Genomic DNA, 24,696 nt, shown 5'->3' with positions numbered 1-24,696 from the left:
CTTCTATAAATGTTATTAAAGGCATTTACATGTTAATATATGATAATATAATAAAGTGTTTGAAGCGTTTGAATGGTAGGATATATAACAGGATTGAGCGTGTAAAACCATTTTTAAATAGATTTTAATGCAAATAGTTTTATTTTAAAATAAAACGTATGATTATTTAATTCATGCTAAAAGCGCAATCGCGCATAAGATGACGTATGCGCTTTACAAGTGTGCGCAATTTACCGTTTGAAGTTTATAAAAGATGAATGTTGGTTCTAACTTCTAGATTGTCTTATACAAAGCATTCTAACTTTTATTTATGTTTTAGTACAGTTCATTCTTTATGTTAAACTTTCTAAAGGTAGCTCATTATAAATATGCTGTTGTTTGTCGAATATTAATAAAGAAAATTTTCATTTATTGAAGGTGAACTGATGTATACTTTAATACTCATTGGCGTTTCAATGATAGTCAGTTTGATGATTATACCTGTCGTTATCGCTGTTTCTAAAAAATTGGATATTGTTGATAAGCCTAATTTCCGTAAGATCCACACTAAGCCTATTTCAATGCTGGGAGGATCGGCGATTTTACTCTCATTTTTAATTGGTATATGGCTTGGAGAACCTATTGAAAGGGAAATTAAGCCGTTACTTTTAGGTTCAGTTGTGATTTATTTAGTGGGTTTGATTGATGATTTATATGACCTTAAACCTATTATTAAGTTGATAGGTCAAATATTAGCAGCAACTGTAGTTGTCTCTTATGGGGTGACCATTGATTTTATTTCCTTGCCTATTGGACCAACGATTCATTTTGGATGGCTAGGTATCCCAATTACTATTTTTTGGATTGTCGCCATTACAAATGCCATCAACCTTATTGACGGTTTAGACGGTCTAGCTGCAGGGGTATCTGTCATTGCATTAGCTACGATTGCATTTATTGCCATCTTACAAGGTAATATCTTTATCATCATGATTTGTAGTGTATTAATTGGTTCACTACTCGGTTTCCTCGTATTCAACTTCCACCCGGCAAAAATATTTTTAGGGGATAGCGGGGCGTTATTGATTGGCTTTATTATTGGCTTTGTGTCATTACTTGGTTTTAAAAATATTACATTTATATCCTTGTTTTTCCCGATAGTCATTTTAGCTGTACCGTTCATTGATACTTTATTTGCAATGATTCGTCGTGTGAAAAAAGGACAACATATTATGCAAGCAGATAAATCGCACCTCCATCATAAACTGTTGGACTTAGGTTATACACACCGTCAAACCGTCATACTCATTTATTCCATCGCTTTCATGTTTAGTGTTGTAAGTATTATTTTATACTTATCACAACCATGGGGCGTATTCTTAATGATTATTTTGATTGTGGTTACAATTGAGTTGATTGTCGAGTTTACTGGGTTAATTGACGATGATTATCGACCATTACTTAACTTAATTTCAAAACGAAAAGAGAGTAGATAATAGTGTAGTCTTTTCAAATCCATTTTTACGACAGAATCTTAAGAATGGATTTAGTATTAAGAAGATGAAGCGCCTTTAATTAATCAAGTATTAAATTTTTAAAACTTAATTCAACGAAGTTCGTTTGTTCATAAACAAGTTACAACGGGATTGGGAGTAATGCCCACTCCCGTTTTTGTTTGTTTTCATGAAAGGAGGTTGAGGATGAATGCATCAATGATTTTACACCAGTCATGGAAGGGTAAATTGATTTTTGAAGTCATTCGTTAATCGATATCGAAAGGCAAACGTTTAACAGGGTCTTCTTCCATGGTGAACTTGCCTTGCGTATGTTGGTTTACAAATTGAATATACGCATCGTAATCTTCTTCTAACACATCGATATGATATGTAACTTGATCCGTATAATTTGTGTCTATTAATATGAAGTTGGTACTTTGAAGTTCGTGCTCAAATTTACCTGTCAGTTCATATGCAATTGATAGTCGTGTTGGAATCGCAGGCTTTAAAGTAACACGTCCAATATCTTGGATGACATCTCTCACTGCGCCACCATATGCACGAATCAGACCGCCCGTACCTAATTTAATGCCTCCAAAATAACGTGTAACAACGACCGCTGCATTATGAACCTCCAGTTTTTTTAACATTTCTAACATAGGGACACCTGCTGTACCACTAGGTTCACCATCGTCATTTGCTTTTTGAATTAACATGGTATCCCCAATTGTATATGCTGAACAATTGTGTGTGGCTTCACGGTGTTCTTTCTTTTTGGTCTCAATAAATGCTTTTGCTTCTGATTCATCTTGCACAGGTTTGATATGTGCAATAAATCGTGATTTATTAATTACATTTTCTATGATATGCTCATCTTTTATTGTAATGACTGAATCTGTCATAAATGTCACCCTTTATTGTTCAAATTACTTTGTCTATTATACTATATTAACAAGTCTCATATAAGATTAGGCAAATGTTGCAATATTTTTTTGTTCTTGATGCCACACCACGAGATGAATTTTCTTATAGGCTATAGTAGTTATCATGAATGAATCGAGCGTCTTTCACGTATTGTTAAAACGCAATAATTGATGTGTGTTAGGTGATTGCATCCACATACCTATTGGAAACCAATGAAAACTGTTGGTATAATTATAAATTGTTGTATGTTAAAACAATAGCAATATAATAAGAAATCTGATATAAAAGAAAGTATCAAGTACATATTGTAAGGATTTGTGTCCTTCGGTTGAATTAAACTGGAGGTGTAATGGCGCGGGTAGGTTTAGTTTAAATATGCATAGCCATACTTGACAACGTTCGAGTCCGAACTGCACACATTGACAATTATCGCTATTTTTTTGATTAGCGTTTATATCACTTAAATCATATCAAAGTGATTGCAAATAAAATACACGATTGTGTTTTAGCTTTTAGAGGAGGAAATAAAAATGAAGATAGCTGTGATGACTGATTCAACAAGCTATATCCCTCAGCATGTTTTAGAAAAAAATAATATTCGTGTTGTACCATTGAGTATTACATTGGAAAACGGTGAGAATTATAAAGAAAATATTTCAATTTTTGCAGATGAATTTTATGATATATTAGAAAAATCAGCAACAATTCCGACGACAAGTCAACCCGCAATTGGCGAGATGATAAATGCTTATGAAGCATACAAAAATGAGGGTTATACAGATGTAATTACGGTTCATCTTTCAAGCGGTATTAGTGGTGCGTATCAAACAGCATTACAAGCAGCTGATATGGTTGAAGGTATTAACGTTCACCCAGTTGATTCAAAAATTGCATGTTTACCAGAGGGCGCACTTGTTATTCGTGCGTTAGACCTAATTGCTCAAGGTTTAGATGTACAAGAAATATTAGCCGATTTGATTGAAATGAGAGATCATACAGGTGCTTTTTTAGTTGTAGATGATTTGAAAAATTTACATAAAAGTGGCCGAATTACTGGGGCGCAAGCATGGATTGGAAACTTACTCAAAATGAAACCCGTGCTTACATTTGAAGACGGTTTAATTGTTCCTTATGAAAAAGTCCGTACTAAAAAGAAAGCGTTGAAATTAATCGAACAAAAAGCAATCGAATTAGCTGATCAGTTTGAAGCTGCAACAGTAATGGTGATTGGCGGAGATAATAAAGAAGAATCTCACCATGTCTATGAAGATCTGCTAGAACGTTTTCCTGAAAAAAATATTATTTTTTCAGAATTTGGTCCAGTTATTTCATCTCATTTAGGTTTAGGTGGTTTTGGGATTGGTGTCACGAATCGTGATATCCGTTTACCTGAAGCAGATGAAGAAGTTGAATAAACATATTCGAAGCATAAGGCATTTTAAAACCAAACGCATAGTGTTGGTTTTAAGGTGTCTTTATTTTTTGTGATGCTTAAAGACGAATTTGCTTATAAAAGATGATAAATTGCCAGTTATTTAAATTCTTCGGCCTGTCATTGATTTTTGAGTAGCATGAAGTTATAAAACAATGTGTAAATATTTTTGAAGCGAGAAAGTAATTCATTGGATATAAGCGTGTATATAGGTGAAAGGGGCCACTTAAATGTACCTTAATGGACAATTGATTACTGATCTAGCGCTATGTAGGAAAGTAGATATCGAAACACAACAGAAAGGCATTGAACGAACGAAACAAGGATGGTTTTGTGCGAGATGTGCAACAACAGCTTCTGAACATTTTTATCGTTACAAGAGTCCCTACCACGAAAAGACAGTTGTATATTGTCGCCACTGTGTTCAAATGGGGAGGATTGATAATTTAACGACGGTCTATATAATGAAAAGTTTAATGAAGTGTACAACAGGGGAGTACCATCTCACTTTCCAGCTGTCGGAACAGCAACAATTTGCTTCTGATCGTATTGTACAAGCGGTTATGAATTTTGAAAGTTTATTACTTCACGCTGTAACAGGTGCTGGAAAAACAGAAATGATGTTTGAAGCTATTGCACGCGCAAGACGTGCCGGATACAATGTGGCGATTGTATCTCCGCGACTAGATGTTGTGGTTGAACTCAGTTATCGTGTTCAACAATCATTTCAAAGCGAAGCAATCGATGTGCTACATCAAGCGAGCAAACAGCGTTATGATGCGCATTTTGTGATTTCAACAGTACACCAACTCTACCGGTTTAAAAATCATTTCCATGTGATATTTGTAGATGAAGTGGACGCTTTTCCTTTATCGATGGATACCACTTTAATGAATACAATTGAAAATGCCGCAAGAACGCATAAAAGTTTGATTTATATGACAGCTACGCCACCTAAAAAATTAAAAGCACAGTTTGATGATAAACATACGATTACTTTACCTGCTCGCTTTCATCAAAAGCCACTTGTCGTCCCACGTTTTAAATACTTTAAAGTTCGTTTTTCTAAAGTTCAATTTTATCTTCTTAATCAAATGAGACATCAACAAAAACAGCAACGAACCACACTGATTTTCTTTAGTGATATTCAACAAATGCGAAAATTTTTTGAAACGTACCGTCATCAAATAGATCAACTTCACTTTGTGCATAGTGAAGATAGTGCGCGCATAAAGAAAGTTGATGCCCTACGACAAAAAGCGTATTCAATTATGTTAACAACCACGATATTAGAACGTGGTTTTACAATGGCAGACTTAGATGTCTGGGTGGTTGATAGTCACCGATTTTCTGCAACAGCATTAATTCAAATTGCTGGTCGTGTGGGGCGGAAAATGCAAAGCCCAGGAGGTGATGTGTGTTTTTTTCACGAGGGAAGAACAACAGCCATGTATACAGCACGACGAGAAATCAAAATGATGAATCGAATTGCGAGGCAGAAAGGGTGGATTGATGGGTGAGATGCCATTACTGTATGAAAACATATGATGAAGAGGTGGGGATACGATCGCTTTTTTCAAAACCAAAAATTGTGTGTATGAGTTGTGACGAAGCGATCCAAGCTTGCCGTTTTAATAAAGAGGGTCGATGTCCTTATTGTTTAGGTGTCTGTGCATCTGGATATTGTCGTAATTGTGATTACCTCAATCTTTCTACGCAATACTTTGAAACGATAAACGCGATTTTTCATTACCAAGGCTTTATTAAAGCGCTGTTTCATCAATATAAATTTTTACAAGATGTAGCCCTAGCAGAGATTTTTGCTTACTATATTAAAATACCAGCACATGATATTGATTTCATTGTTCCTATCCCCTCAAGTCGAGATAATGATATCAAACGTACATTTAACCCTGTAAAGACGATATTAGATTTTCAAAGAATCGCTTATGTTGATTGTTTAAAGATGAATGTACGACCGAAACAATATACTTTAACGCTAAGCGAACGATTTAAGGTTCAGAATCCGATTTATTTTGAACATGATAAGAGTGTGATATGTTTAGAAAACAAGTCTATTCTACTTATTGATGATATTTACACAACAGGTCATACAGCACATTGTGCCGCAGATGTATTATTACAACAAAAAGTCAGAAAATTAAGTATGTTAACGTTTGCGAGATAGCGTAAACATGTTAAAATATAAGTAAGGAATATATTTTAAAAAGAGGTTGAAAGGAGCGAGCACTATGATTAACTTTGAAATTCATGGAGACAACCTCACAATCACAGATGCTATCAGAAATTATATTGAGGAGAAGATTGGTAAATTAGAACGTTATTTCACTAATGTACCCAATGCAACTGCTCATGTTAAAGTTAAAACATACCAAAACTCTAGCACTAAAATTGAAGTGACAATTCCTTTGAAGAATGTTACACTTCGTGCGGAAGAACGTCACGATGATTTATATGCCGGAATCGATTTGATTAATAATAAACTTGAACGTCAAGTCCGTAAATATAAAACACGTGTGAACCGTAAAAATAGAGATCGTGGTTTTGAAGAAGATGTTTTTGTTGATGTTGAAGGTGCAGAACCAGAGGTTGAAAACGAAGCTACAGATTCTGATATCGAAATCATCCGTTCAAAAACATTTAGTTTAAAACCAATGGATTCAGAAGAAGCGGTTTTACAAATGAACTTATTAGGACATGATTTCTTCGTATTCAATGACCGAGAAACAGATGGTACAAGTATTGTATATCGTCGTAAAGATGGAAAATACGGTTTAATTGAAACTGAATAATCAATATGTCGAGTAAGGAAACGTGAATTTCACCATTTAGGCACAACCTTTGAGCCTAGTATTATAGAGAATGGAGTTCATGACATATTGGATTGATATTTAAGAAATCTATGGTAGACCATTGCCATAGATTTCTTTTTTAGTAAAATACGCGTATGATAGTAGTGTGATAAATAACGACGGCAATGCAACTGAGTATTTGAGTATAAATTTATACTCAAAAATGGTATGATGAGTTGTTGTAAGCGACACAGTATTAACGCTAAAGGAGCGAACAAAATGGGTTTTTTAACTAAACTGGTTGACGGTAATAAAAGAGAAGTCAAACGTTTAAGTAAATTAGCAGACAAAGTCATAGCCTTAGAAGAACAAATGGCGCTATTAACTGATGATGAAATGAAAGCGAAAACGAAAGCTTTTCAAGAAGAAGTACAAAAAGTTGAAGATATTAGAAAACAAAATAATAAGTTAGATGACATTTTACCTGAAGCATTTGCGCTCGTCCGTGAAGCCTCTAAACGTGTATTCAATATGACACCTTACAAAGTTCAAATCATGGGTGGGATTGCTATCCATAATGGTGACATAGCTGAAATGAGAACAGGTGAAGGTAAAACATTGACTGCAACGATGCCAACGTATTTAAATGCTCTCACTGGTCGCGGTGTGCATGTAATTACAGTCAATGAATATTTATCAAGTGTACAAAGTGAAGAAATGGCTGAGCTGTATAACTTTTTAGGCCTATCTGTAGGTTTAAACTTAAACAGTTTGAGCACTATCGACAAACGTGAAGCGTACAGTAAAGACATTACGTACAGTACAAATAACGAACTTGGTTTCGATTATTTGAGAGATAACATGGTGAACTATAAAGAAGATCGTGTTATGCGTCCGCTAAATTTTGCAATTATTGATGAGGTTGACTCTATTTTAATTGATGAAGCACGTACACCTTTAATTATTTCTGGAGAAGCCGAAAAATCAACATCACTTTATACGCAAGCCAACGTTTTTGCGAAGATGCTTAAATCTGAAGAAGATTATAATTACGATGTACAAACAAAAGCGATTCAATTAACTGAACAAGGGATTGATAAAGCTGAGCGTATGTTCAAAATAGAGAATTTATATGATGTGAAACACGTTGATATTATTCACCACATTAATCTTGCGTTACGTGCGCATTATACAATGCAACGCGATGTTGACTATATGGTAACAGGTGGCGAAATTTTAATTGTAGACCAATTTACAGGTCGTACAATGCCTGGACGCCGTTTTTCAGAAGGATTGCATCAAGCAATTGAAGCAAAAGAAAACGTAAAAATTCAAAATGAGTCCAAAACAATGGCCTCAATTACATTCCAAAACTATTTCAGAATGTATAACAAGTTAGCTGGTATGACAGGGACTGCTAAAACAGAGGAAGAAGAATTCCGCAATATTTACAATATGACAGTAACGCAAATCCCAACCAACCGACCTGTTCAACGTCACGATAAGTCCGATTTAATTTATGTGAGTCAAAAAGGTAAATTCGATGCGGTTGTCGAAGAGGTTATAGAAAAACACCGTAAAGGTCAGCCGGTATTACTAGGGACAGTTGCGGTTGAAACTTCTGAATATATTTCTAACTTACTGAAAAAGCGTGGTATTCGTCATAGTGTGTTAAATGCTAAAAACCACGAAAGAGAAGCCGAAATTGTTGCAGGTGCAGGTCAAAGAGGATCGGTAACAATTGCAACAAACATGGCCGGTCGTGGTACAGATATTAAACTTGGCGAAGGTGTAGAAGAACTTGGAGGTCTTGCTGTTATTGGTACAGAACGACATGAGTCTCGCCGTATTGATGACCAATTACGTGGTCGTTCAGGTCGTCAAGGGGACCAAGGGGACAGCCGTTTTTATCTTTCATTACAAGATGATTTAATGGTGCGTTTCGGTTCAGATCGAATGCAAGCTATGATGAACCGATTGGGTATGGATGACTCTACTCCAATTGAATCTAGAATGGTTTCTCGTGCTGTAGAATCTGCGCAAAAACGTGTTGAAGGTAATAACTTTGATGCACGTAAACGTATTTTAGAATATGATGAAGTTTTACGTAAACAACGTGAAATTATGTATGAAGAGCGAAATCGCATTATTGATGAAGTTGAAAGTTCAGAGCTCGTAATTCAAATGATGAAATCAACGTTGCAACGAACATTGAATTATTATGTGAATGAAGACGAAGAAAAAATGGATTATGAACCTATTATTCATTATATCGAAGACGTTTTCTTACATGAGGGCGACTTAAAAGAAAGTGAAATTAAAGGCAAAGACCAAGAAGACATGTTTGAAGTCATCTGGGCTAAAATTGAGGCTGCTTATGAGCGTCAAAAATCTCAATTAGGTGATCGTATGCCAGAATTTGAACGTATGATTCTTCTTCGTTCTATCGATGATCATTGGACATCACATATCGATACGATGGATCAATTAAGACAAGGGATTCACTTACGTTCATATGGTCAACAAAATCCGTTAAGAGATTATCAAAATGAAGGTCACGAGTTATTTGATATCATGATGCAAAGCATTGAAGAAGATGTAAGTAAATATATCCTAAAATCAGTAATTACTGTGGATGATGATGTAGAGCGTGAAAAAACAAAGGAGTTGGAGGGGAAGCACGTCTCAGCTGAGGACGGCAAAGAGAAAGCGAAGCCCCAACCTTTTGTAAAGGACCAAGAAATTGGTCGTAATGAGCAATGTCCATGCGGTAGTGGCAAAAAATATAAAAATTGTCATGGAAAATAAGTTGTCGAACAATTGAAGGAGAGATAAATATGGAATTATCAGAGATTAAGCGTAATATTGATGACTATGCCTCAAAATTAGAACAACTAAGGGGGTCTCTTTGACTTAGAAAATAAAGAGACAAATATTCAAGAGTATGAGGAAATGATGGCTGATCCACATTTTTGGGACAATCAAAACCGTGCTCAAGAAATCATCGATAAAAATAATGCGTTAAAGTCAGTAGTTCAAGACTATTACGAAGTCGCAGAATTGATTGAAAATATGGAAGCAACCGTTGAGCTATTGCAAGACGAATATGATGAAGATATCAAGCAAGATGTAGAAGCTGAAGTCATCGACTTTGAAGAGAAGCTCAATCATTTTGAGTTGCAACTCTTACTTAATGGTGAACATGATGCAAATAACGCAATTATAGAGTTGCACCCCGGTGCAGGTGGAACAGAATCTCAAGATTGGACCAATATGTTGTTACGCATGTACCAGCGTTTTTGTGAGCAACAAGGATTCAAAACGGAGATTGTAGACTACCAAGCGGGTGATGAGGCGGGTGTCAAAAGCGTTACCATGCTTGTGAAAGGTCATAATGCTTATGGCTATTTGAAAGCTGAAAAGGGTGTTCATCGTTTAGTACGTATTTCGCCTTTCGATTCTTCGGGCCGACGTCATACGTCTTTCGCATCTTGTGATGTAATACCTGAATTCAACAACGAAAAAATTGAAATTGAAATCAATCCTGATGACATTTCCGTAGATACTTTCCGTGCTTCTGGTGCAGGTGGACAACATATTAATAAAACAGAGTCTGCCATTCGTATTACACACCGTCCAACTGGCATCGTTGTGAACAACCAAAATGAGCGTTCACAAATTAAAAACAGAGAAGCTGCGATGAAAATGTTAAAAGCAAAGCTATATCAACTTGAACTCGAGCAAAAAGAACAAGAGTTAGCAGCTATTCGTGGTGAACAAAAAGAAATTGGATGGGGAAGCCAAATTCGATCTTATGTATTCCATCCGTATTCCATGGTAAAAGATCATCGAACAAATGAAGAAACAGGCAATGTCAATGCAGTGATGGATGGCGATATTAGTCCATTTATAGAGGCTTATTTAAGACATCTCATGCATTAAGTTGTATCAAAATAAGGAACGAAAGATGAATTCTATGATGTGATATAGAATTCATCTTCGTTCCTTTTTTATACATGTTTTTCAAATTAAAAACGCTAAAAAACTGATATTGATGGCGTGTCAGCTCGTTTGTATTTTAGACTTTAAGGCTTCGCGAAAAGAATTATTTTAAATTGTATTCATTTTTGTTAAATATCAGTGAAACCTGTAAAAACAAGTGAAAAATTCAATATAAATGTGTTAATATAATCAACAAATAGCTTGCATGCGTTTAATTGATTTTAGAGGAGGTTGGCTATGGGCGTCCATCAATATTTTAAAAGATTATCAGATTTAGAAAAACTAATTCGTTTACCGGGAAAGTTTAAATATTTTGAGCATAATGTCGCGGCACATTCATTTAAAGTAACAAAAATCGCCCAATATTTAGGCACTGTTGAAGAGTATCACGGGAAAACAGTGGATTGGAAAAGTTTATATGAAAAAGCATTAAATCATGACTTTGCAGAGGTTTTTACAGGTGATATTAAAACACCTGTAAAGTATGCAAGCGGTGAGTTAAAAAAACTTTTTTCACAGGTTGAGGAAGAAATGGTTGATACTTTTATTAAGGAAGAAATTCCAGAAAAGTATCAAGATATATATCGACGCCGATTACAAGAAGGGAAAGATGATTCATTAGAAGGACAAATTTTGTCAGTAGCTGATAAAATTGACTTATTGTATGAAACGTTTGGAGAAATTCAAAAACGAAACCCTGAACCTCTATTTTTCGAAATTTACGAAATGAGTCTCGAAACCATCATGCAATTTGATCATTTGTATTCAGTTCAAGATTTCATAGAACATATTATTCCTGAAATGTTAACAGAAAGATTTATCCCTAAAACTGAATTAAGAGAAACAACAATGCATATCCTTAATAAAAGAAAGATGTGATTGGATTGATCTGGTATATATTAGCCGCTTTTTTTCCATGTGTACTTGTTGTTCTTTTCAGTACGATAACGAGAAGTAAATGGATTGGGACTCTCATTACACTTGTAGTTATAGGGGCTTCCGTCTACAAGGGCTTTTTTCATAATGAATGGATTATTTTTTTAGATGTTGTCTCATTGCTAGTAGGATATCTCATTATGGATTACTTAGAGAAACACCGGACTGAGCATGATGATGACAGTGGAATATAACATTTAAAAGTATTTATATTACAATTGTTATATTTAGAATGGTTATAAAAATAAATATTTTTCACCAGGAGTGAATCTGAAAAGCAAGACATGGCAATCAGATACGCTCCTTTTTGACATGTTAAAACATAGCGCAAGCACAATCACGCATTACGAACAAATGTTTGTATTTTTTAATTGTATTCTGTTAAAATATGAGTATTAAGTTGATAGGAGGCGAACAGGGATGGAGCATCATGATTTTAAAATTGCTTCAAAATTTGATCCACAAGGTGATCAACCTAAAGCAATAGAGGCGCTTGTGAAAGGGATTAAGGAAGGCAAGCGCCATCAAACATTGTTAGGGGCTACTGGGACAGGTAAAACCTTTACAATGAGTAATGTGATAAAAGAGGTAGGGAAACCAACATTAATTATTGCTCACAATAAAACGCTCGCAGGACAACTCTACAGTGAATTTAAAGCCTTCTTTCCTGAGAACAGAGTAGAGTATTTTGTGAGTTATTATGATTATTATCAACCTGAGGCGTATGTTCCATCTACTGACACATTTATAGAAAAAGACGCATCTATTAATGACGAAATTGATCAACTGCGTCACTCTGCGACAAGTGCGTTATTTGAGAGAGATGATGTCATTATTATTGCAAGTGTAAGCTGTATTTATGGTTTAGGGAATCCGGATGAATATCGTGACTTAGTAGTAAGTATTCGTGTCGGTATGGAAATGGACCGCAGTGATTTATTGAGAAAGCTTGTTGATGTGCAGTATACACGTAACGATATTGATTTTAAACGGGGAACTTTCAGAGTGCGAGGAGACGTTGTTGAGATATTTCCGGCTTCACGTGATGAATTATGTATTCGGGTTGAATTTTTTGGTGATGAAATTGATCGAATTAGCGAGATTAATTATTTAACTGGGGAAGTCCTTAGAGAACGAGAACATTTTGCGTTGTTCCCTGCATCACACTTCGTAACACGTGAAGAAAAAATGAAAATTGCAATCGAAAGAATTGAAAAAGAACTTGAAACACAACTTGAATATTTAAGAAGTGAAAACAAGCTTTTAGAGGCACAACGTTTAGAACAACGTACTAATTATGATTTAGAAATGATGCGAGAAATGGGATTCACTTCAGGGATTGAAAATTACTCTGTCCACTTAACATTAAGACCTTTAGGTTCGACGCCGTATACGTTGCTAGACTATTTCGGTGACGATTGGCTAGTGATGATTGATGAATCACATGTGACTTTACCACAAATACGGGGTATGTATAATGGTGACCAAGCACGTAAAAAGGTACTGGTTGAGCATGGCTTTCGTCTACCAAGTGCGTTAGACAATAGACCATTAAAATTTGAAGAATTTGAAGAAAAAACGAAGCAACTCGTATATGTTTCGGCAACACCAGGACCTTACGAGATTGAACATACTAACGAAATGGTAGAACAAATTATTCGACCTACAGGCTTATTGGATCCTAAAATTGAAGTACGACCTACGAAAAACCAAATCGACGACCTATTAAGTGAAATTCAGGAACGCACAGAGCGTAATGAACGTGTCTTAATTACGACATTAACGAAAAAAATGAGTGAAGACTTAACCACATATCTTAAAGAAGCAGGTGTTAAAGTTAATTACCTTCACTCAGAAATTAAAACGCTGGAACGTATAGAAATCATTCGAGATTTAAGAATGGGAACATTTGATGTATTAATTGGTATCAACCTGTTACGTGAAGGTTTAGATATACCGGAAGTTTCTTTAGTTGTGATTTTAGATGCTGATAAAGAGGGCTTTTTACGTTCTGAACGTTCCCTTATTCAAACGATTGGTCGTGCAGCACGAAATGATAAAGGTGAAGTTATCATGTATGCTGATAAAATCACTGACTCTATGCAAGTCGCAATCGATGAAACCGAACGACGTCGTGAAATTCAAATGGCTTACAACGAAGCACACGGCATAGTGCCTCAAACAATTAATAAGCAAATTCATGATGTGATTAGTGCGACTGTGGAATCTGATGAGACAAATGAAGATGCACGTACAGAAGTGCCGAAGAAAATGACGAAAAAAGAGCGTCAAAAAACGATAGAAAATGTCGAAAAAGAAATGAAAGAAGCAGCAAAAGCACTGGATTTCGAAAAAGCAACAGAATTAAGAGATTTATTATTCGAACTAAAATCAGAAGGGTGAAAAGCATGAAAGAACCGTCGATTGTTGTGAAAGGGGCGCGCGCCCACAATTTAAAAAATGTTGATATTGAATTACCTAAACAAAAATTGATAGTGATGACGGGTTTATCTGGATCAGGTAAATCCTCATTGGCTTTTGATACGATTTATGCTGAGGGGCAACGTCGATACGTAGAATCATTAAGTGCATATGCACGTCAATTTTTAGGTCAAATGGACAAGCCCGATGTGGATACAATAGAAGGCTTGTCACCTGCAATATCAATAGACCAAAAAACAACGAGTAAAAATCCACGTTCTACAGTAGCTACGGTAACTGAAATTTATGATTATATTCGTTTGTTATATGCACGTATCGGCAAACCTTATTGTCCAAATCATGGTATTGAGATACAATCACAGACTGTACAACAAATGACGGATAGAATTATGGCGTTAGAAGAACGGACAAAAATCCAATTAATGGCACCTGTCGTTAATCATCGTAAAGGAACGCACGAAAAATTATTGAATGATATTAGTAAAAAGGGATATGTGCGTGTCCGTGTTGATGGCGAGATTATGGACGTGACACAAGTGCCAGAACTTGATAAAAATAAAAACCATACCATTGAAATTGTTGTCGATCGTTTAGTAGTCAAACCAGGTATTGAAACACGTCTGGCTGATTCAATTGAAACCGTATTAGAACTTGCAGATGGCCATCTTGTTGTCGATGTAATTGATGGAGACCAACTTGAGTTTTCTGAAAAACATGCATGTCCAATATGTGGTTTTTCGATTGGTGAGCTTGAACCAAGAATGTTCAGTTTTAACAGTCCGTTTGGCGCATGTCCGACTTGTGATGGTTTAGGAACTAAATTAACTGTGGATATTGATTTAGTTGTTCCTGACAAAGACAAATCCCTTAATGAAGGGGCGATTGTCCCATGGGAGCCAACGAGTTCAGATTTTTATCCAACGTTATTAAAACGTGTGTGTGAAGTTTATAAAATCAATATGGATAAACCTTATAAAAAATTAACTGATCGACAAAAAAGCATTATTTTGCACGGCTCTGGGGATAAAGAGATAACTTTCTCATTCCAATCTAAAAATGGACAACAGCGTACACGTACGATGCCGTTTGAAGGTGTCATTCCGAATATTGAGCGCCGTTACCATGAATCGCCTTCAGAATATGTCCGTGAAATGATGCAAAAATATATGGCAGAACAACCTTGTGAAACATGTCATGGACAAAGATTAAGTCGAGAAGCACTTTCAGTTTATGTTGCTGGAAAAAATATTGGTGAAGTCGTTGAACAATCTATAAAAGAAGCGCTTGATTACTATGAAAATATCGAATTATCAGATCAAGATGCCCAAATTGCGCGTTTAATTTTAAAAGAGATTACATCTCGTTTATCCTTTTTGAATAACGTAGGTTTGGATTATTTAACGTTGAATCGTGCATCAGGAACATTGTCAGGAGGAGAAGCGCAACGCATACGTTTGGCAACTCAAATCGGTTCACGTCTTTCTGGTGTCCTTTATGTACTTGATGAACCTTCCATTGGTTTGCATCAGCGTGATAACGATCGTCTCATCAATACACTAAAAGAAATGCGCGATTTAGGAAATACATTAATTGTTGTCGAACATGATGAAGATACGATGATTGAAGCGGACTACCTTGTCGATATCGGACCGGGTGCAGGTGATCATGGGGGCCATGTTGTTTCTAGTGGTACACCTAAACAAGTGATGCGAGATAAAAGATCACTGACAGGTCAATATTTGAGTGGTAAAAAGTTTATTCCTGTTCCTGAACATCGTCGAGAAAAAAACAACCGTAAAATCTCGGTAAAAGGCGCAAGAAGTAACAACCTTAAAGGTGTAGATGTCGATTTTCCACTGTCTGTTATGAATGTGGTAACTGGGGTTTCAGGTTCTGGAAAAAGTTCGCTTGTTAACGAAGTATTGTATAAATCTCTTGCTAAAGCAATCAACAAATCAAAAGTGAGACCTGGGGCACATGATGAAATTACAGGCATTGAAGAGATTGATAAAATTATAGATATTGATCAGTCGCCTATTGGTCGTACGCCAAGATCTAATCCAGCCACATATACAGGTGTTTTTGATGATATACGAGATGTTTTTGCCTCAACAAACGAAGCAAAGGTACGAGGTTATCAAAAAGGACGTTTTAGCTTTAATGTGAAAGGCGGACGTTGTGAAGCATGTAAAGGTGACGGTATTATCAAAATTGAAATGCATTTTTTACCAGATGTTTATGTGCCATGTGAAGTATGTGGAGGGAAACGTTATAATCGCGAAACTTTAGAAGTCACATATAAAGGTAAAAACATTTCTGACGTCTTAGAGATGACAGTTGAAGACGCGGTCCATTTCTTTGGAAATATCCCTAAAATCAAACGTAAATTACAGACGCTTGTGGATGTAGGTTTAGGTTATATTACGTTAGGTCAACCGGCAACAACGCTTTCGGGTGGTGAAGCACAACGTGTGAAACTCGCATCTGAATTGCATAAACGTTCAACTGGACGTTCAATTTATATTTTAGATGAGCCAACAACAGGTTTACATGTTGACGATATTAGTCGATTATTAAAAGTTTTAAATCGACTTGTTGACAATGGTGATACAGTCGTTATTATTGAACATAACCTTGATGTCATTAAAACGGCTGACCATTTAATTGACTTAGGGCCAGAAGGTGGTGAAGGCGGCGGGACAATCCTAGCAACAGGGACACCTGAAGAGATTGCCGCACATCCAACTTCATACACTGGACGATATTTGAAAGAAATATTGGCACGTGATAAAGCGCGACAGGAGGGCTAGTAAATGAAAGAAGCAAAAATCAAAGTGTTAGAATTACTACAAGATGGAAAGATTTCAGTAGAAGAAGCAGCAATACTTTTAGATGCAATGGCTACAGACGCAACGACAGCACAAGCGCAAACGAACCATTCAGATACTCAAAAAAGCGAAGCGAAAGCTGATGATACAAGCGTAGACAGCGATTTTAAATCATCAGTAGAAGACTTTGTCCGCGACACATTTGAAAATGTTAGTGAAACACTACGTCAAGGCGTTGAATATGTAAATCAACAGCGCGAACAAGCAAAGCAAAATAAAGAAGCACACCCTATCGATCCTTTAAAACAATTTGAAAAAACATTAAAAGAAGTGACAGATCGATTAAATAAAGAAAAGTAAATGTCCTTTATTTAAAAGATTATCATTGTGATTTCGTACTTATATTATAGTGTAGAGATTGTTCTTATATGCGTCCCTAAAATTCATGTGATTTTTGAATTTTGGGGACTTTTTTTCTGTCTAGTGGCAGATGTTCCTTCTTAAATAGTAAAAATGTTAAAATGAATAGGGTCATTGAGTAGGGTGAACCGCTTTTAATAGATGAGACACAACGAGTTAAGACGAATGTAAAAGTTTTTTAATAATGAAATACATCTCTTTCTTTCGCATTTCATGTATAATATAGGACATAATTAACAACGATAGGCACAGTCCATCGTATTGAACTGTGTTAAAAAGAATCGTGTTTAACTGAGCGTATGAAATCAGTCTCGCAATAGGACTGTTATTTTACGTCTTTCTATATGATGATTAATGAGAGATAGAGTGAATACTGAGGTGACTGACATGTTAACAACTCAAGATTTGGTAAAGCGATTTAATTTGAAAGTGATAGCTGGTGAAGCAGGTTTAAACCGACCTATTCATAATACAGATATCTCTAGACCTGGTTTAGAGATGGCGGGCTATTTCTCACATTATGCTTCGAATCGAATTCAACTATTAGGTACAACAGAACTTTCGTTTTATAATTTATTGCCAGATGAGGATAGACAAGGGCGGATGAGAAAGCTTTGTCGTCCAGAAACACCAGCAATCATTATCACGAGAGGGCTTGAAGCGCCTGAGGAATTGTTAGAAGCTTCCAAAGCGTTAGATACACCACTCATTTATGTGGACGAAGCCACGACACGTGTCATGGGACGTCTCACTTCTTATCTTGAGCACGAATTAGCAAATTCTACAGCATTACATGGTGTACTGGTAGACGTGTATGGGATTGGTGTGTTAATTACTGGAGATTCAGGCATAGGTAAAAGTGAAACAGCTTTAGAACTTGTGAAGCGTGGTCATCGTCTAGTCGCAGACGATAATGTAGAAATTAAAGAAATCAATAAAAACGAATTGATTGGTAAGCCGCCTAAAATTATTGAGCATTTACTAGAAATAAGAGGGCTAGGAATTATTAACGTGATGACGCTTTTTGGCGCAGGTTCTATCTTGACGCAAAAACGCATACGGCTGAATATCAATCTTGAAACGTGGGATCAAAACAAATTATATGATCGCGTTGGATTGAATCACGAGACGCTTAAAATTTTGGATACGGAAATTACTAAAAAAACAGTCCCAGTTCGACCAGGAAGAAACGTGGCTGTCATTATTGAAGTAGCCGCAATGAATTATCGACTCAATATTATGGGCATTAACACAGCAGAAGAATTTAACGAACGTTTAAATGCTGAAATATTAAGAAATAGTACACATCAAAAAGGAGATAAAGAATGATGATTGGTTACATCAATCCTGTAGCAATTGATCTAGGTGGATTGCAAATCAAGTGGTATGGGATTATTATAGCAACTGCAATATTAATTGGTTATTGGTTCGCACAAAAAAGTGCACAAAAAGTGGGCTTTAAAGAAGACGATTTAATTAATATTTTAATTGTCTGCGTCATTGTCGCTATCATTACTGCGCGACTCTATTTTGTTTTATTCCACTTGGATTATTACTTACAAAACCCCGCAGAGATTATCATGATCTGGCGTGGAGGAATTGCCATCCACGGTGGCTTAATTGGTGCGTTTGCCATGGGGATGTATTATTGTTATCGCAAAAATTGGCATCCCTTACAACTCGGTGATATCGTTGCACCTAGTATTATATTGGCGCAAGGGATTGGACGCTGGGGAAATTTCATGAACCATGAGGCTCATGGTGGACCAGTTAGCCGTGCCTTTTTGGAACAATTGCATTTACCACAATTCATAATTGAGAATATGAAAATTGGTGGTATTTATTATCACCCTACTTTTTTATATGAATCCATATGGAATGTGATTGGTTTTATCGTTTTAATTCTTTTGCGTCGACGTCTTCGTGTGGGCGAAACATTTTTTACGTATTTAATTTGGTACTCGATTGGCCGTTTCTATATCGAAGGCTTGCGAACAGATAGCTTGATGTTAACAGAGACGATTCGAATTGCACAGCTTGTCTCTATTATCGCGATTGTGATCGGGATAACACTGTTTATATGGAGACGATTTAAATCCAAAGCACCGTTGTATCGAGAAGTGGGTGTTTTAAATTGGCCTTGGGAAAAGGAAGGGTCACGTTAAATGAAAAGACGCTTAACCGTCATTCCGACCAAAATGAATAATGCGCTTTGGCACATGTATGACTATCAAAGTTTTACAAAATTATTTAAAAATACACTAATTATTGAACTGGCGCGATTTGTACCGAGTTTGAAATTCAAACGCTGGCTCTATCGATATATTTTGAAAATGACAGTCGGTCAATATACGGCGATTGCTTTCAAAGTGACACCTGATATTTTTTATCCTGAAAAAATAAAAATAGGCAAAAATGTCATTATTGGTTATAATACAACACTACTGACACATGAATTTTTGACCGATGCACTAAGAGTAGGAGAGATTGAAATTGGTGACGATACGATGATTGGAGCCAATGTTACAGTTCTTCCCGGTGTTAAAATTGGCGCGCGCGCTAAAATTGGTGCAGGCAGTGTTGTTTCAAAAGATATACCCAATGATGTCATTGCATATGGCAACCCGATTCAAATAAAAGAACAATGAGAGAAAGAGAGGTGGCAATGATGACACAAAAGAATAATATTATACAATTGTGGTCTGATGTTTCTGTTTATGAACGTTTGGCACAACAGAAAATGCAACAGCAAGATTATGTAAAAGCACAACGCTATTTAGAAAAAGTGTTAGAATTGTCACCCGATCATTTTGAGGCGAAGCAACAACTTGCGACTTGTTTAATCAACTTAAATGCACCAAGCAAGGCAGAAGCCATTTATTACGAAGAAATCAGTAAAGGCTCTGAACTCGAAGCCTCTTATTATGAACTTAGTCAATTAAATATTGATTTAAATGAACCCAATAAAGCCTATTTATTTGGTTTGAGCTATGCGTTTATTGCGGAAGATGAAGACTACCGCGAAGAACTTGAGAGTATGTTTGAAGTTTCATTTAGTGGCGAAAATGAGCTTGAATTAGAAAGCCAATTGTTTGTAACACAAGTTATTTTTCAATATTTGTTTGGACAAGGGCGCTTGTTAGATGCAAGAGCGTACATATTACGTCAAGATGAAGTGATTCAAGAAAATCGCCTCATTCGAAATTTACTTGCCATGTGCTATCTCTATCTAAACGAGAACACGATTGCAAAAGAAATGTTTGAACGGCTTTTGAAAGAAGACGCTTCAGATGTCCATGCTTTATGTCACTATACTTTATTGTTGTACAATATGAATGAACAAACACTGTTTAATCACTATCTCAAACTACTCAATAAAGTCGTTCCAATTAACGATGAAGAATCTTTTAAATTGGGGATCGTTTTAAGCTATTTAAAGCAATATCAAGCATCGCAATATTTACTCTTACCGCTCCACCGAAGAGGAAAATTTCAAACTTTCCAGCTTTTTCATGCACTTTCATATAATTATTATTACCTGGGTCATATTGAACAAAGTGAATATTTTTGGCAAGCATTGACACAATTTCTTAAAGCGAATCCTGGTTTTCCCCCTTGGGTCGTGGATGAAAGTAGACAGTACTTTAACTGTCATATTGAACCGCTATTGACCAGTGAGGATCAGCATGAACGTCTTTATGGGCTCTTTTTATTGAATCAATTAAATGGTAAAGAGGTTTTAATGACGAAAGATGTATGGGACATACTAGAAACATTAGGAGATTATGAGAAACTCTATCTTTCCTATTTAATACAAAACTTACAGCTCACAAAGTTACACTTTATACACAAAGGAATGGAAAAGCTTTATCATCTACCTAAAACTAAAGGTGATGACGCATTATTTTTAAGTTGGATCAATTATGCAGATAGCTTATCGGTGGAAAAGATAAATGTTGATGAAGTAAATGCATATGTTGCGGCAGTTACCTATTTGTATTTTAATGCTGGCGTACAATCATTACATCGACAAGAGGTCATTGAACTATTTGACGTGTGTCCAGAAACGTTTGAAATTGCGCTCAATTGGTTGTTGAGCATATAAGTTTGAGTCTCGTATTTAAATGTTGTAAAATTCTTATGATGAAATTAAGAGGAGGAACGAATCATGTCAGAACAAGTAAGATATGATGTTGCAATCATCGGTGCAGGCCCAGCAGGTATGACAGCTGCGGTATATGCTTCACGTGCGAATTTAAAAACAGTTATGATTGAACGCGGTGTGCCAGGTGGACAAATGGCGAACACTGAAGAAGTTGAAAATTTCCCAGGTTTTGAAATGATTTCAGGACCGGATTTATCAAATAAAATGTTCGATCACTCTAAAAAGTTTGGTGCCGAATACAAATATGGTGACATTAAAGGCATCGAAGATAAAGGCGATTACAAAGTTATCGATCTTGGCACAAGCGAAATTGAGGCAACTGCTGTGATTATTGCAACAGGTGCGGAATACAAAAAAATTGGTGTACCTGGAGAAGAACAACTCGGTGGCCGTGGTGTAAGTTACTGTGCTGTATGTGACGGTGCCTTCTTTAAAAATAAAAATGTATACGTTGTAGGTGGAGGAGACTCTGCTGTTGAAGAAGGAACGTACCTAACAAAATTTGCAGATAAAGTTACTATTGTTCACCGTAGAGATCAATTAAGAGCACAAAAAATCTTACAAGATCGTGCTTTCAAAAACGAAAAAATTGATTTTATTTGGAACCATACACTTAAATCAGTTAACGAAAAAGATGGTAAAGTAGGTTCATTGACGTTAGTTTCAACAGTTGATGGCACTGAACAAACAGTGGATGCAGATGGCTTATTTGTCTATATCGGCATGAAACCTCTTACACAACCGTTTGAAAATTTAGGCATTACAAATGAAGCGGGCTATATTGTAGCAAATCCAGACATGAGCACAGCTGTTAAAGGGATTTATGTAGCTGGAGATGTTCGTGAAAAAGGATTGCGTCAAATCGTAACAGCAACAAGTGATGGTAGTATCGCAGCAGAAAGTGTTCAAGCGTATATCGAAAGCTTGCATGATGAAGCTTAATCACGATTTTAAGTAATCGTTTTTAAGATTGGAGTTAATCTGTTCGAATGCGCTATATTTTGCCTGTTCCTATATTAAATAAACGTATTAATTGCGACACCCTATAAAGGTGGGACAAAGGAATCTAACGTAACAACGAGTTTCCACGTCCCACTCTTTTTATTTATCATTGTTTTTTATGCTCGTGAAAACAGCATACTTTATTATGACAAGATGATTGAAAAATGAGTGCTAGCCGAGTTGTTAAAGTATATTCGGTACAGGTTGCCATTGTTACATCATCGTCAATACATACGGTTATGAAAAGTGTTAAATTTTAGCTTTCTGTCTATGACTTTGAAGGATTTTCATGTACACTAAAAGAGAATCTTAAGGGATGGTGGTCAACAATGCAACATGAAGAAAACAATGAAATCGTTAAAAGTGAATTACTCGTCATTACAGGGCTTTCGGGCGCTGGAAAATCTGTCGTTATTCAAAGTTTAGAAGATTTAGGCTATTTTTGTGTCGATAATCTTCCGCCTATTTTATTGCCTAAGTTTGTAGAATTAATGGAACAAGGGAACCCTTCGTTACAAAAAGTAGCTATTGGCATCGACTTAAGAGGACGAGAATTTTTTAAATACTTAGTGCGTGAAATAGATGCTGTGCAAAGTAGAAAAAATGTAATCGTAGATGTACTGTTTGTAGATGCTGAAACGGAAAAATTAATTTCTCGTTATAAGGAAACACGTCGTAAGCATCCACTTCAAGAGCAGGGCGATTTAACTCTAGTTGCAGCGATTAATGAAGAGCGTAATTTACTTGCCGAAGTGAGAAGTTTGGCCAATTATACTTTAGATACTACAAAGTTAACACCGAAAGCATTAAGAAAAAGAGTTTATGAAAATTTTAATAAAGAGAATAAATCAACGTTTACAATCAATGTGACAAGCTTCGGTTTCAAGCATGGTATTCAAATAGATGCAGATTTGGTTTTTGATGTGCGCTTCTTACCGAACCCTTTTTATGTAGAGGAACTCCGTCCGTTGACAGGTATGGACGAAGAAGTATATAAATACGTGATGAAATGGAAAGAGACGAATACATTTTATGAAAAATTATTGGATCTCTTATTATTCATGATTCCAGGATATAAAAAAGAAGGGAAATCACAACTTGTCATTGCAATTGGTTGTACAGGAGGACAACACCGTTCTGTCGCATTAGCACAACGATTAGCTGAGGAACTTAAGCAGACGTATGATTATAACATATATGTTCATCATCGTGATGCACATATAGAAAGTGGCGAATAAAATGAAACAACTCAAATTAGTGCTGATTGGTGGAGGGACAGGCTTATCTGTTTTGGCAAGGGGTCTCAAATCCTTCCCAATAGATATTACAGCGATTGTAACAGTCGCAGATGACGGTGGAAGTACAGGGAAAATTAGAAGTGAGATGGATATACCAGCACCGGGTGATGTAAGGAACGTGCTGGTTGCCTTAAGCGATGTCGAGCCGTTGTTAGAACAGCTGTTCCAATATCGATTCGAAAAAGATATCATTAGCGGCCATTCTGTTGGTAACTTATTGATTGCCGCATTAACAAATATTACGAATGATTTTGGACATGCGGTAAAAGAGCTCAGTAAAATCTTGAATATCAAAGGTCGCGTTATACCGTCTACAAATTCCAGCGTGGCGCTTAACGCAGAGATGGAAGATGGAGAAATTGTAACAGGGGAATCTAATATTCCTCAAAAACATAAAAAAATTAAACGTGTCTTTTTAGAGCCGGCTGATGTGAAACCGATGGATGAAGCTGTTGCAGCACTAAGAGAAGCGGACTTAATCGTTTTAGGGCCTGGTTCTCTTTATACGAGTGTGATTTCTAACCTTTGTGTCAATGGTATTTCCAAAGCCATTGTCGAAAGTGATGCTAAAAAATTATATGTTTCAAACATAATGACCCAACCTGGAGAGACCGATGAATATACAGTCACAGATCATATTCGTGCAATTCATCAACAATTGGGTGCGAATGTTATTGATTTTGTAATTGCGAATCAATTGCCATTCTCACAAGAAATACTTCAAAAGTATGAAGATAAAGGCGCTAAGCCTGTATATTGTGATGAAGAGCTATTAAAGGAACAAGGTGTTCAACTTGTAACAGGGGAGCATCTCGCTGAAATTACAGAGCACGAATACGTGAGACATCGAACAGAAATATTGGCAGAGATGATTTATGAAATTGCATTACAAGAAATTAGTACAATTCAATTTGACCCTGATCAATTCAAATCATAACTTTAACCATATTGATTCTTGA

The 24,696-nt window shown here is 36.1% G+C and carries 20 protein-coding genes; 19 read left to right on the top strand and 1 reads right to left on the bottom strand.

The window, feature by feature from the left end; all coding sequences use genetic code 11:
• Positions 1 to 425 precede the first annotated feature (425 nt).
• Positions 426 to 1,475, top strand: coding sequence for a glycosyltransferase family 4 protein (locus tag CD118_RS08100; protein WP_050331602.1), 1,050 nt, complete (start codon positions 426 to 428; stop codon positions 1,473 to 1,475).
• A 266-nt stretch (positions 1,476 to 1,741) separates the two neighbouring features.
• On the opposite strand, the gene CD118_RS08095 is transcribed toward CD118_RS08100, so the two are convergent.
• A complete protein-coding gene (locus tag CD118_RS08095) occupies positions 1,742 to 2,377 on the bottom strand; it encodes a YigZ family protein (RefSeq protein WP_103356550.1) in 636 nt (211 codons plus the stop codon).
• A 552-nt stretch (positions 2,378 to 2,929) separates the two neighbouring features.
• Between CD118_RS08095 and fakB1 the strand changes: the two genes are divergently transcribed.
• From fakB1 to CD118_RS08005, 18 genes are all read left to right on the top strand, one after another.
• Entirely contained in the window at positions 2,930 to 3,814 is an 885-nt protein-coding gene (gene fakB1, locus CD118_RS08090; RefSeq protein WP_103356549.1) for a fatty acid kinase binding subunit FakB1, read from the top strand.
• A gap of 247 nt (positions 3,815 to 4,061) precedes the next feature.
• Positions 4,062 to 5,351: a DEAD/DEAH box helicase family protein gene (locus CD118_RS08085; RefSeq protein ID WP_103356548.1), complete on the top strand. Its 1,290-nt coding sequence runs from the start codon at positions 4,062 to 4,064 to the stop codon at positions 5,349 to 5,351.
• A gap of 14 nt (positions 5,352 to 5,365) precedes the next feature.
• Positions 5,366 to 6,019: a ComF family protein gene (locus tag CD118_RS08080; RefSeq protein WP_169925599.1), complete on the top strand. Its 654-nt coding sequence runs from the start codon at positions 5,366 to 5,368 to the stop codon at positions 6,017 to 6,019.
• Between the two features lie 64 nt (positions 6,020 to 6,083).
• Positions 6,084 to 6,644, top strand: a complete 561-nt coding sequence (gene hpf, locus CD118_RS08075) for a ribosome hibernation-promoting factor, HPF/YfiA family (RefSeq protein WP_016424517.1) — start codon at positions 6,084 to 6,086, stop codon at positions 6,642 to 6,644.
• Between the two features lie 279 nt (positions 6,645 to 6,923).
• On the top strand, positions 6,924 to 9,452 hold the full coding sequence (gene secA / locus CD118_RS08070) for a preprotein translocase subunit SecA (RefSeq protein ID WP_050331598.1): 2,529 nt from the start codon (positions 6,924 to 6,926) through the stop codon (positions 9,450 to 9,452).
• 29 nt (positions 9,453 to 9,481) lie between these two features.
• Positions 9,482 to 10,586, top strand: a protein-coding gene (gene prfB / locus CD118_RS08065) for a peptide chain release factor 2 (protein WP_425353203.1) whose coding sequence is annotated in 2 segments (ribosomal slippage) — positions 9,482 to 9,544 and positions 9,546 to 10,586 — 1,104 coding nt in all. Because the reading frame shifts where the segments join, the coding sequence is not laid out codon by codon here.
• Between the two features lie 297 nt (positions 10,587 to 10,883).
• A complete protein-coding gene (locus CD118_RS08060; protein WP_016424521.1) occupies positions 10,884 to 11,525 on the top strand; it encodes a YfbR-like 5'-deoxynucleotidase in 642 nt (213 codons plus the stop codon).
• 5 nt (positions 11,526 to 11,530) lie between these two features.
• Positions 11,531 to 11,776 carry a CsbA family protein gene (locus tag CD118_RS08055; RefSeq protein ID WP_050346234.1) on the top strand — a complete coding sequence of 82 codons (246 nt, stop codon included), beginning with the start codon at positions 11,531 to 11,533 and terminating at the stop codon, positions 11,774 to 11,776.
• Between the two features lie 226 nt (positions 11,777 to 12,002).
• Positions 12,003 to 13,985 carry an excinuclease ABC subunit UvrB gene (uvrB, locus tag CD118_RS08050; RefSeq protein WP_050331596.1) on the top strand — a complete coding sequence of 661 codons (1,983 nt, stop codon included), beginning with the start codon at positions 12,003 to 12,005 and terminating at the stop codon, positions 13,983 to 13,985.
• A gap of 5 nt (positions 13,986 to 13,990) precedes the next feature.
• Positions 13,991 to 16,834, top strand: coding sequence for an excinuclease ABC subunit UvrA (gene uvrA, locus CD118_RS08045; RefSeq protein ID WP_103356546.1), 2,844 nt, complete (start codon positions 13,991 to 13,993; stop codon positions 16,832 to 16,834).
• Between the two features lie 3 nt (positions 16,835 to 16,837).
• A complete protein-coding gene (locus CD118_RS08040) occupies positions 16,838 to 17,212 on the top strand; it encodes an SHOCT-like domain-containing protein (RefSeq protein WP_060830266.1) in 375 nt (124 codons plus the stop codon).
• Positions 17,213 to 17,659: 447 nt separating this feature from the next.
• Positions 17,660 to 18,601, top strand: a complete 942-nt coding sequence (gene hprK / locus CD118_RS08035; protein WP_050331593.1) for an HPr(Ser) kinase/phosphatase — start codon at positions 17,660 to 17,662, stop codon at positions 18,599 to 18,601.
• The gene (gene lgt / locus CD118_RS08030; protein WP_103356551.1) at positions 18,601 to 19,437 is read left to right on the top strand and encodes a prolipoprotein diacylglyceryl transferase; all 837 of its coding nucleotides are present in this window, start codon (positions 18,601 to 18,603) and stop codon (positions 19,435 to 19,437) included. Before hprK ends, lgt begins: the two co-directional genes overlap by 1 nt.
• Positions 19,438 to 19,920, top strand: coding sequence for an acyltransferase (locus CD118_RS08025; RefSeq protein WP_103356545.1), 483 nt, complete (start codon positions 19,438 to 19,440; stop codon positions 19,918 to 19,920).
• A gap of 20 nt (positions 19,921 to 19,940) precedes the next feature.
• Complete coding sequence (locus CD118_RS08020; protein ID WP_103356544.1) at positions 19,941 to 21,377, top strand: tetratricopeptide repeat protein; 1,437 nt, start codon at positions 19,941 to 19,943, stop codon at positions 21,375 to 21,377.
• 63 nt (positions 21,378 to 21,440) lie between these two features.
• Positions 21,441 to 22,379 (top strand): thioredoxin-disulfide reductase, encoded by a 939-nt coding sequence (gene trxB / locus CD118_RS08015; protein ID WP_050345948.1) that lies wholly within the window; start codon positions 21,441 to 21,443, stop codon positions 22,377 to 22,379.
• A 389-nt stretch (positions 22,380 to 22,768) separates the two neighbouring features.
• On the top strand, positions 22,769 to 23,677 hold the full coding sequence (gene rapZ, locus CD118_RS08010) for an RNase adapter RapZ (protein ID WP_016424531.1): 909 nt from the start codon (positions 22,769 to 22,771) through the stop codon (positions 23,675 to 23,677).
• A 1-nt stretch (position 23,678) separates the two neighbouring features.
• Positions 23,679 to 24,674 (top strand): gluconeogenesis factor YvcK family protein, encoded by a 996-nt coding sequence (locus CD118_RS08005; RefSeq protein WP_050331588.1) that lies wholly within the window; start codon positions 23,679 to 23,681, stop codon positions 24,672 to 24,674.
• Positions 24,675 to 24,696 lie beyond the last annotated feature (22 nt).

Source organism: Staphylococcus coagulans (genome assembly GCF_002901995.1).
In the GTDB taxonomy this organism is placed as follows: domain Bacteria; phylum Bacillota; class Bacilli; order Staphylococcales; family Staphylococcaceae; genus Staphylococcus; species Staphylococcus coagulans.
This window is presented reverse-complemented; position numbering and strand designations above follow the sequence as displayed.

Bases quoted from the DNA above. Each gene is read 5' to 3' on its own strand.
- CD118_RS08100 (WP_050331602.1), top strand. From the start codon at position 426: ATGTATACTTTAATACTCATTGGCGTTTCAATGATAGTCAGTTTGATG.
- CD118_RS08095 (WP_103356550.1), bottom strand. From the start codon at position 2,377: ATGACAGATTCAGTCATTACAATAAAAGATGAGCATATCATAGAAAAT.
- fakB1 (WP_103356549.1), top strand. From the start codon at position 2,930: ATGAAGATAGCTGTGATGACTGATTCAACAAGCTATATCCCTCAGCAT.
- CD118_RS08085 (WP_103356548.1), top strand. From the start codon at position 4,062: ATGTACCTTAATGGACAATTGATTACTGATCTAGCGCTATGTAGGAAA.
- CD118_RS08080 (WP_169925599.1), top strand. From the start codon at position 5,366: ATGAAAACATATGATGAAGAGGTGGGGATACGATCGCTTTTTTCAAAA.
- hpf (WP_016424517.1), top strand. From the start codon at position 6,084: ATGATTAACTTTGAAATTCATGGAGACAACCTCACAATCACAGATGCT.
- secA (WP_050331598.1), top strand. From the start codon at position 6,924: ATGGGTTTTTTAACTAAACTGGTTGACGGTAATAAAAGAGAAGTCAAA.
- CD118_RS08060 (WP_016424521.1), top strand. From the start codon at position 10,884: ATGGGCGTCCATCAATATTTTAAAAGATTATCAGATTTAGAAAAACTA.
- uvrB (WP_050331596.1), top strand. From the start codon at position 12,003: ATGGAGCATCATGATTTTAAAATTGCTTCAAAATTTGATCCACAAGGT.
- uvrA (WP_103356546.1), top strand. From the start codon at position 13,991: ATGAAAGAACCGTCGATTGTTGTGAAAGGGGCGCGCGCCCACAATTTA.
- CD118_RS08040 (WP_060830266.1), top strand. From the start codon at position 16,838: ATGAAAGAAGCAAAAATCAAAGTGTTAGAATTACTACAAGATGGAAAG.
- hprK (WP_050331593.1), top strand. From the start codon at position 17,660: ATGTTAACAACTCAAGATTTGGTAAAGCGATTTAATTTGAAAGTGATA.
- lgt (WP_103356551.1), top strand. From the start codon at position 18,601: ATGATTGGTTACATCAATCCTGTAGCAATTGATCTAGGTGGATTGCAA.
- CD118_RS08025 (WP_103356545.1), top strand. From the start codon at position 19,438: ATGAAAAGACGCTTAACCGTCATTCCGACCAAAATGAATAATGCGCTT.
- CD118_RS08020 (WP_103356544.1), top strand. From the start codon at position 19,941: ATGACACAAAAGAATAATATTATACAATTGTGGTCTGATGTTTCTGTT.
- trxB (WP_050345948.1), top strand. From the start codon at position 21,441: ATGTCAGAACAAGTAAGATATGATGTTGCAATCATCGGTGCAGGCCCA.
- rapZ (WP_016424531.1), top strand. From the start codon at position 22,769: ATGCAACATGAAGAAAACAATGAAATCGTTAAAAGTGAATTACTCGTC.
- CD118_RS08005 (WP_050331588.1), top strand. From the start codon at position 23,679: ATGAAACAACTCAAATTAGTGCTGATTGGTGGAGGGACAGGCTTATCT.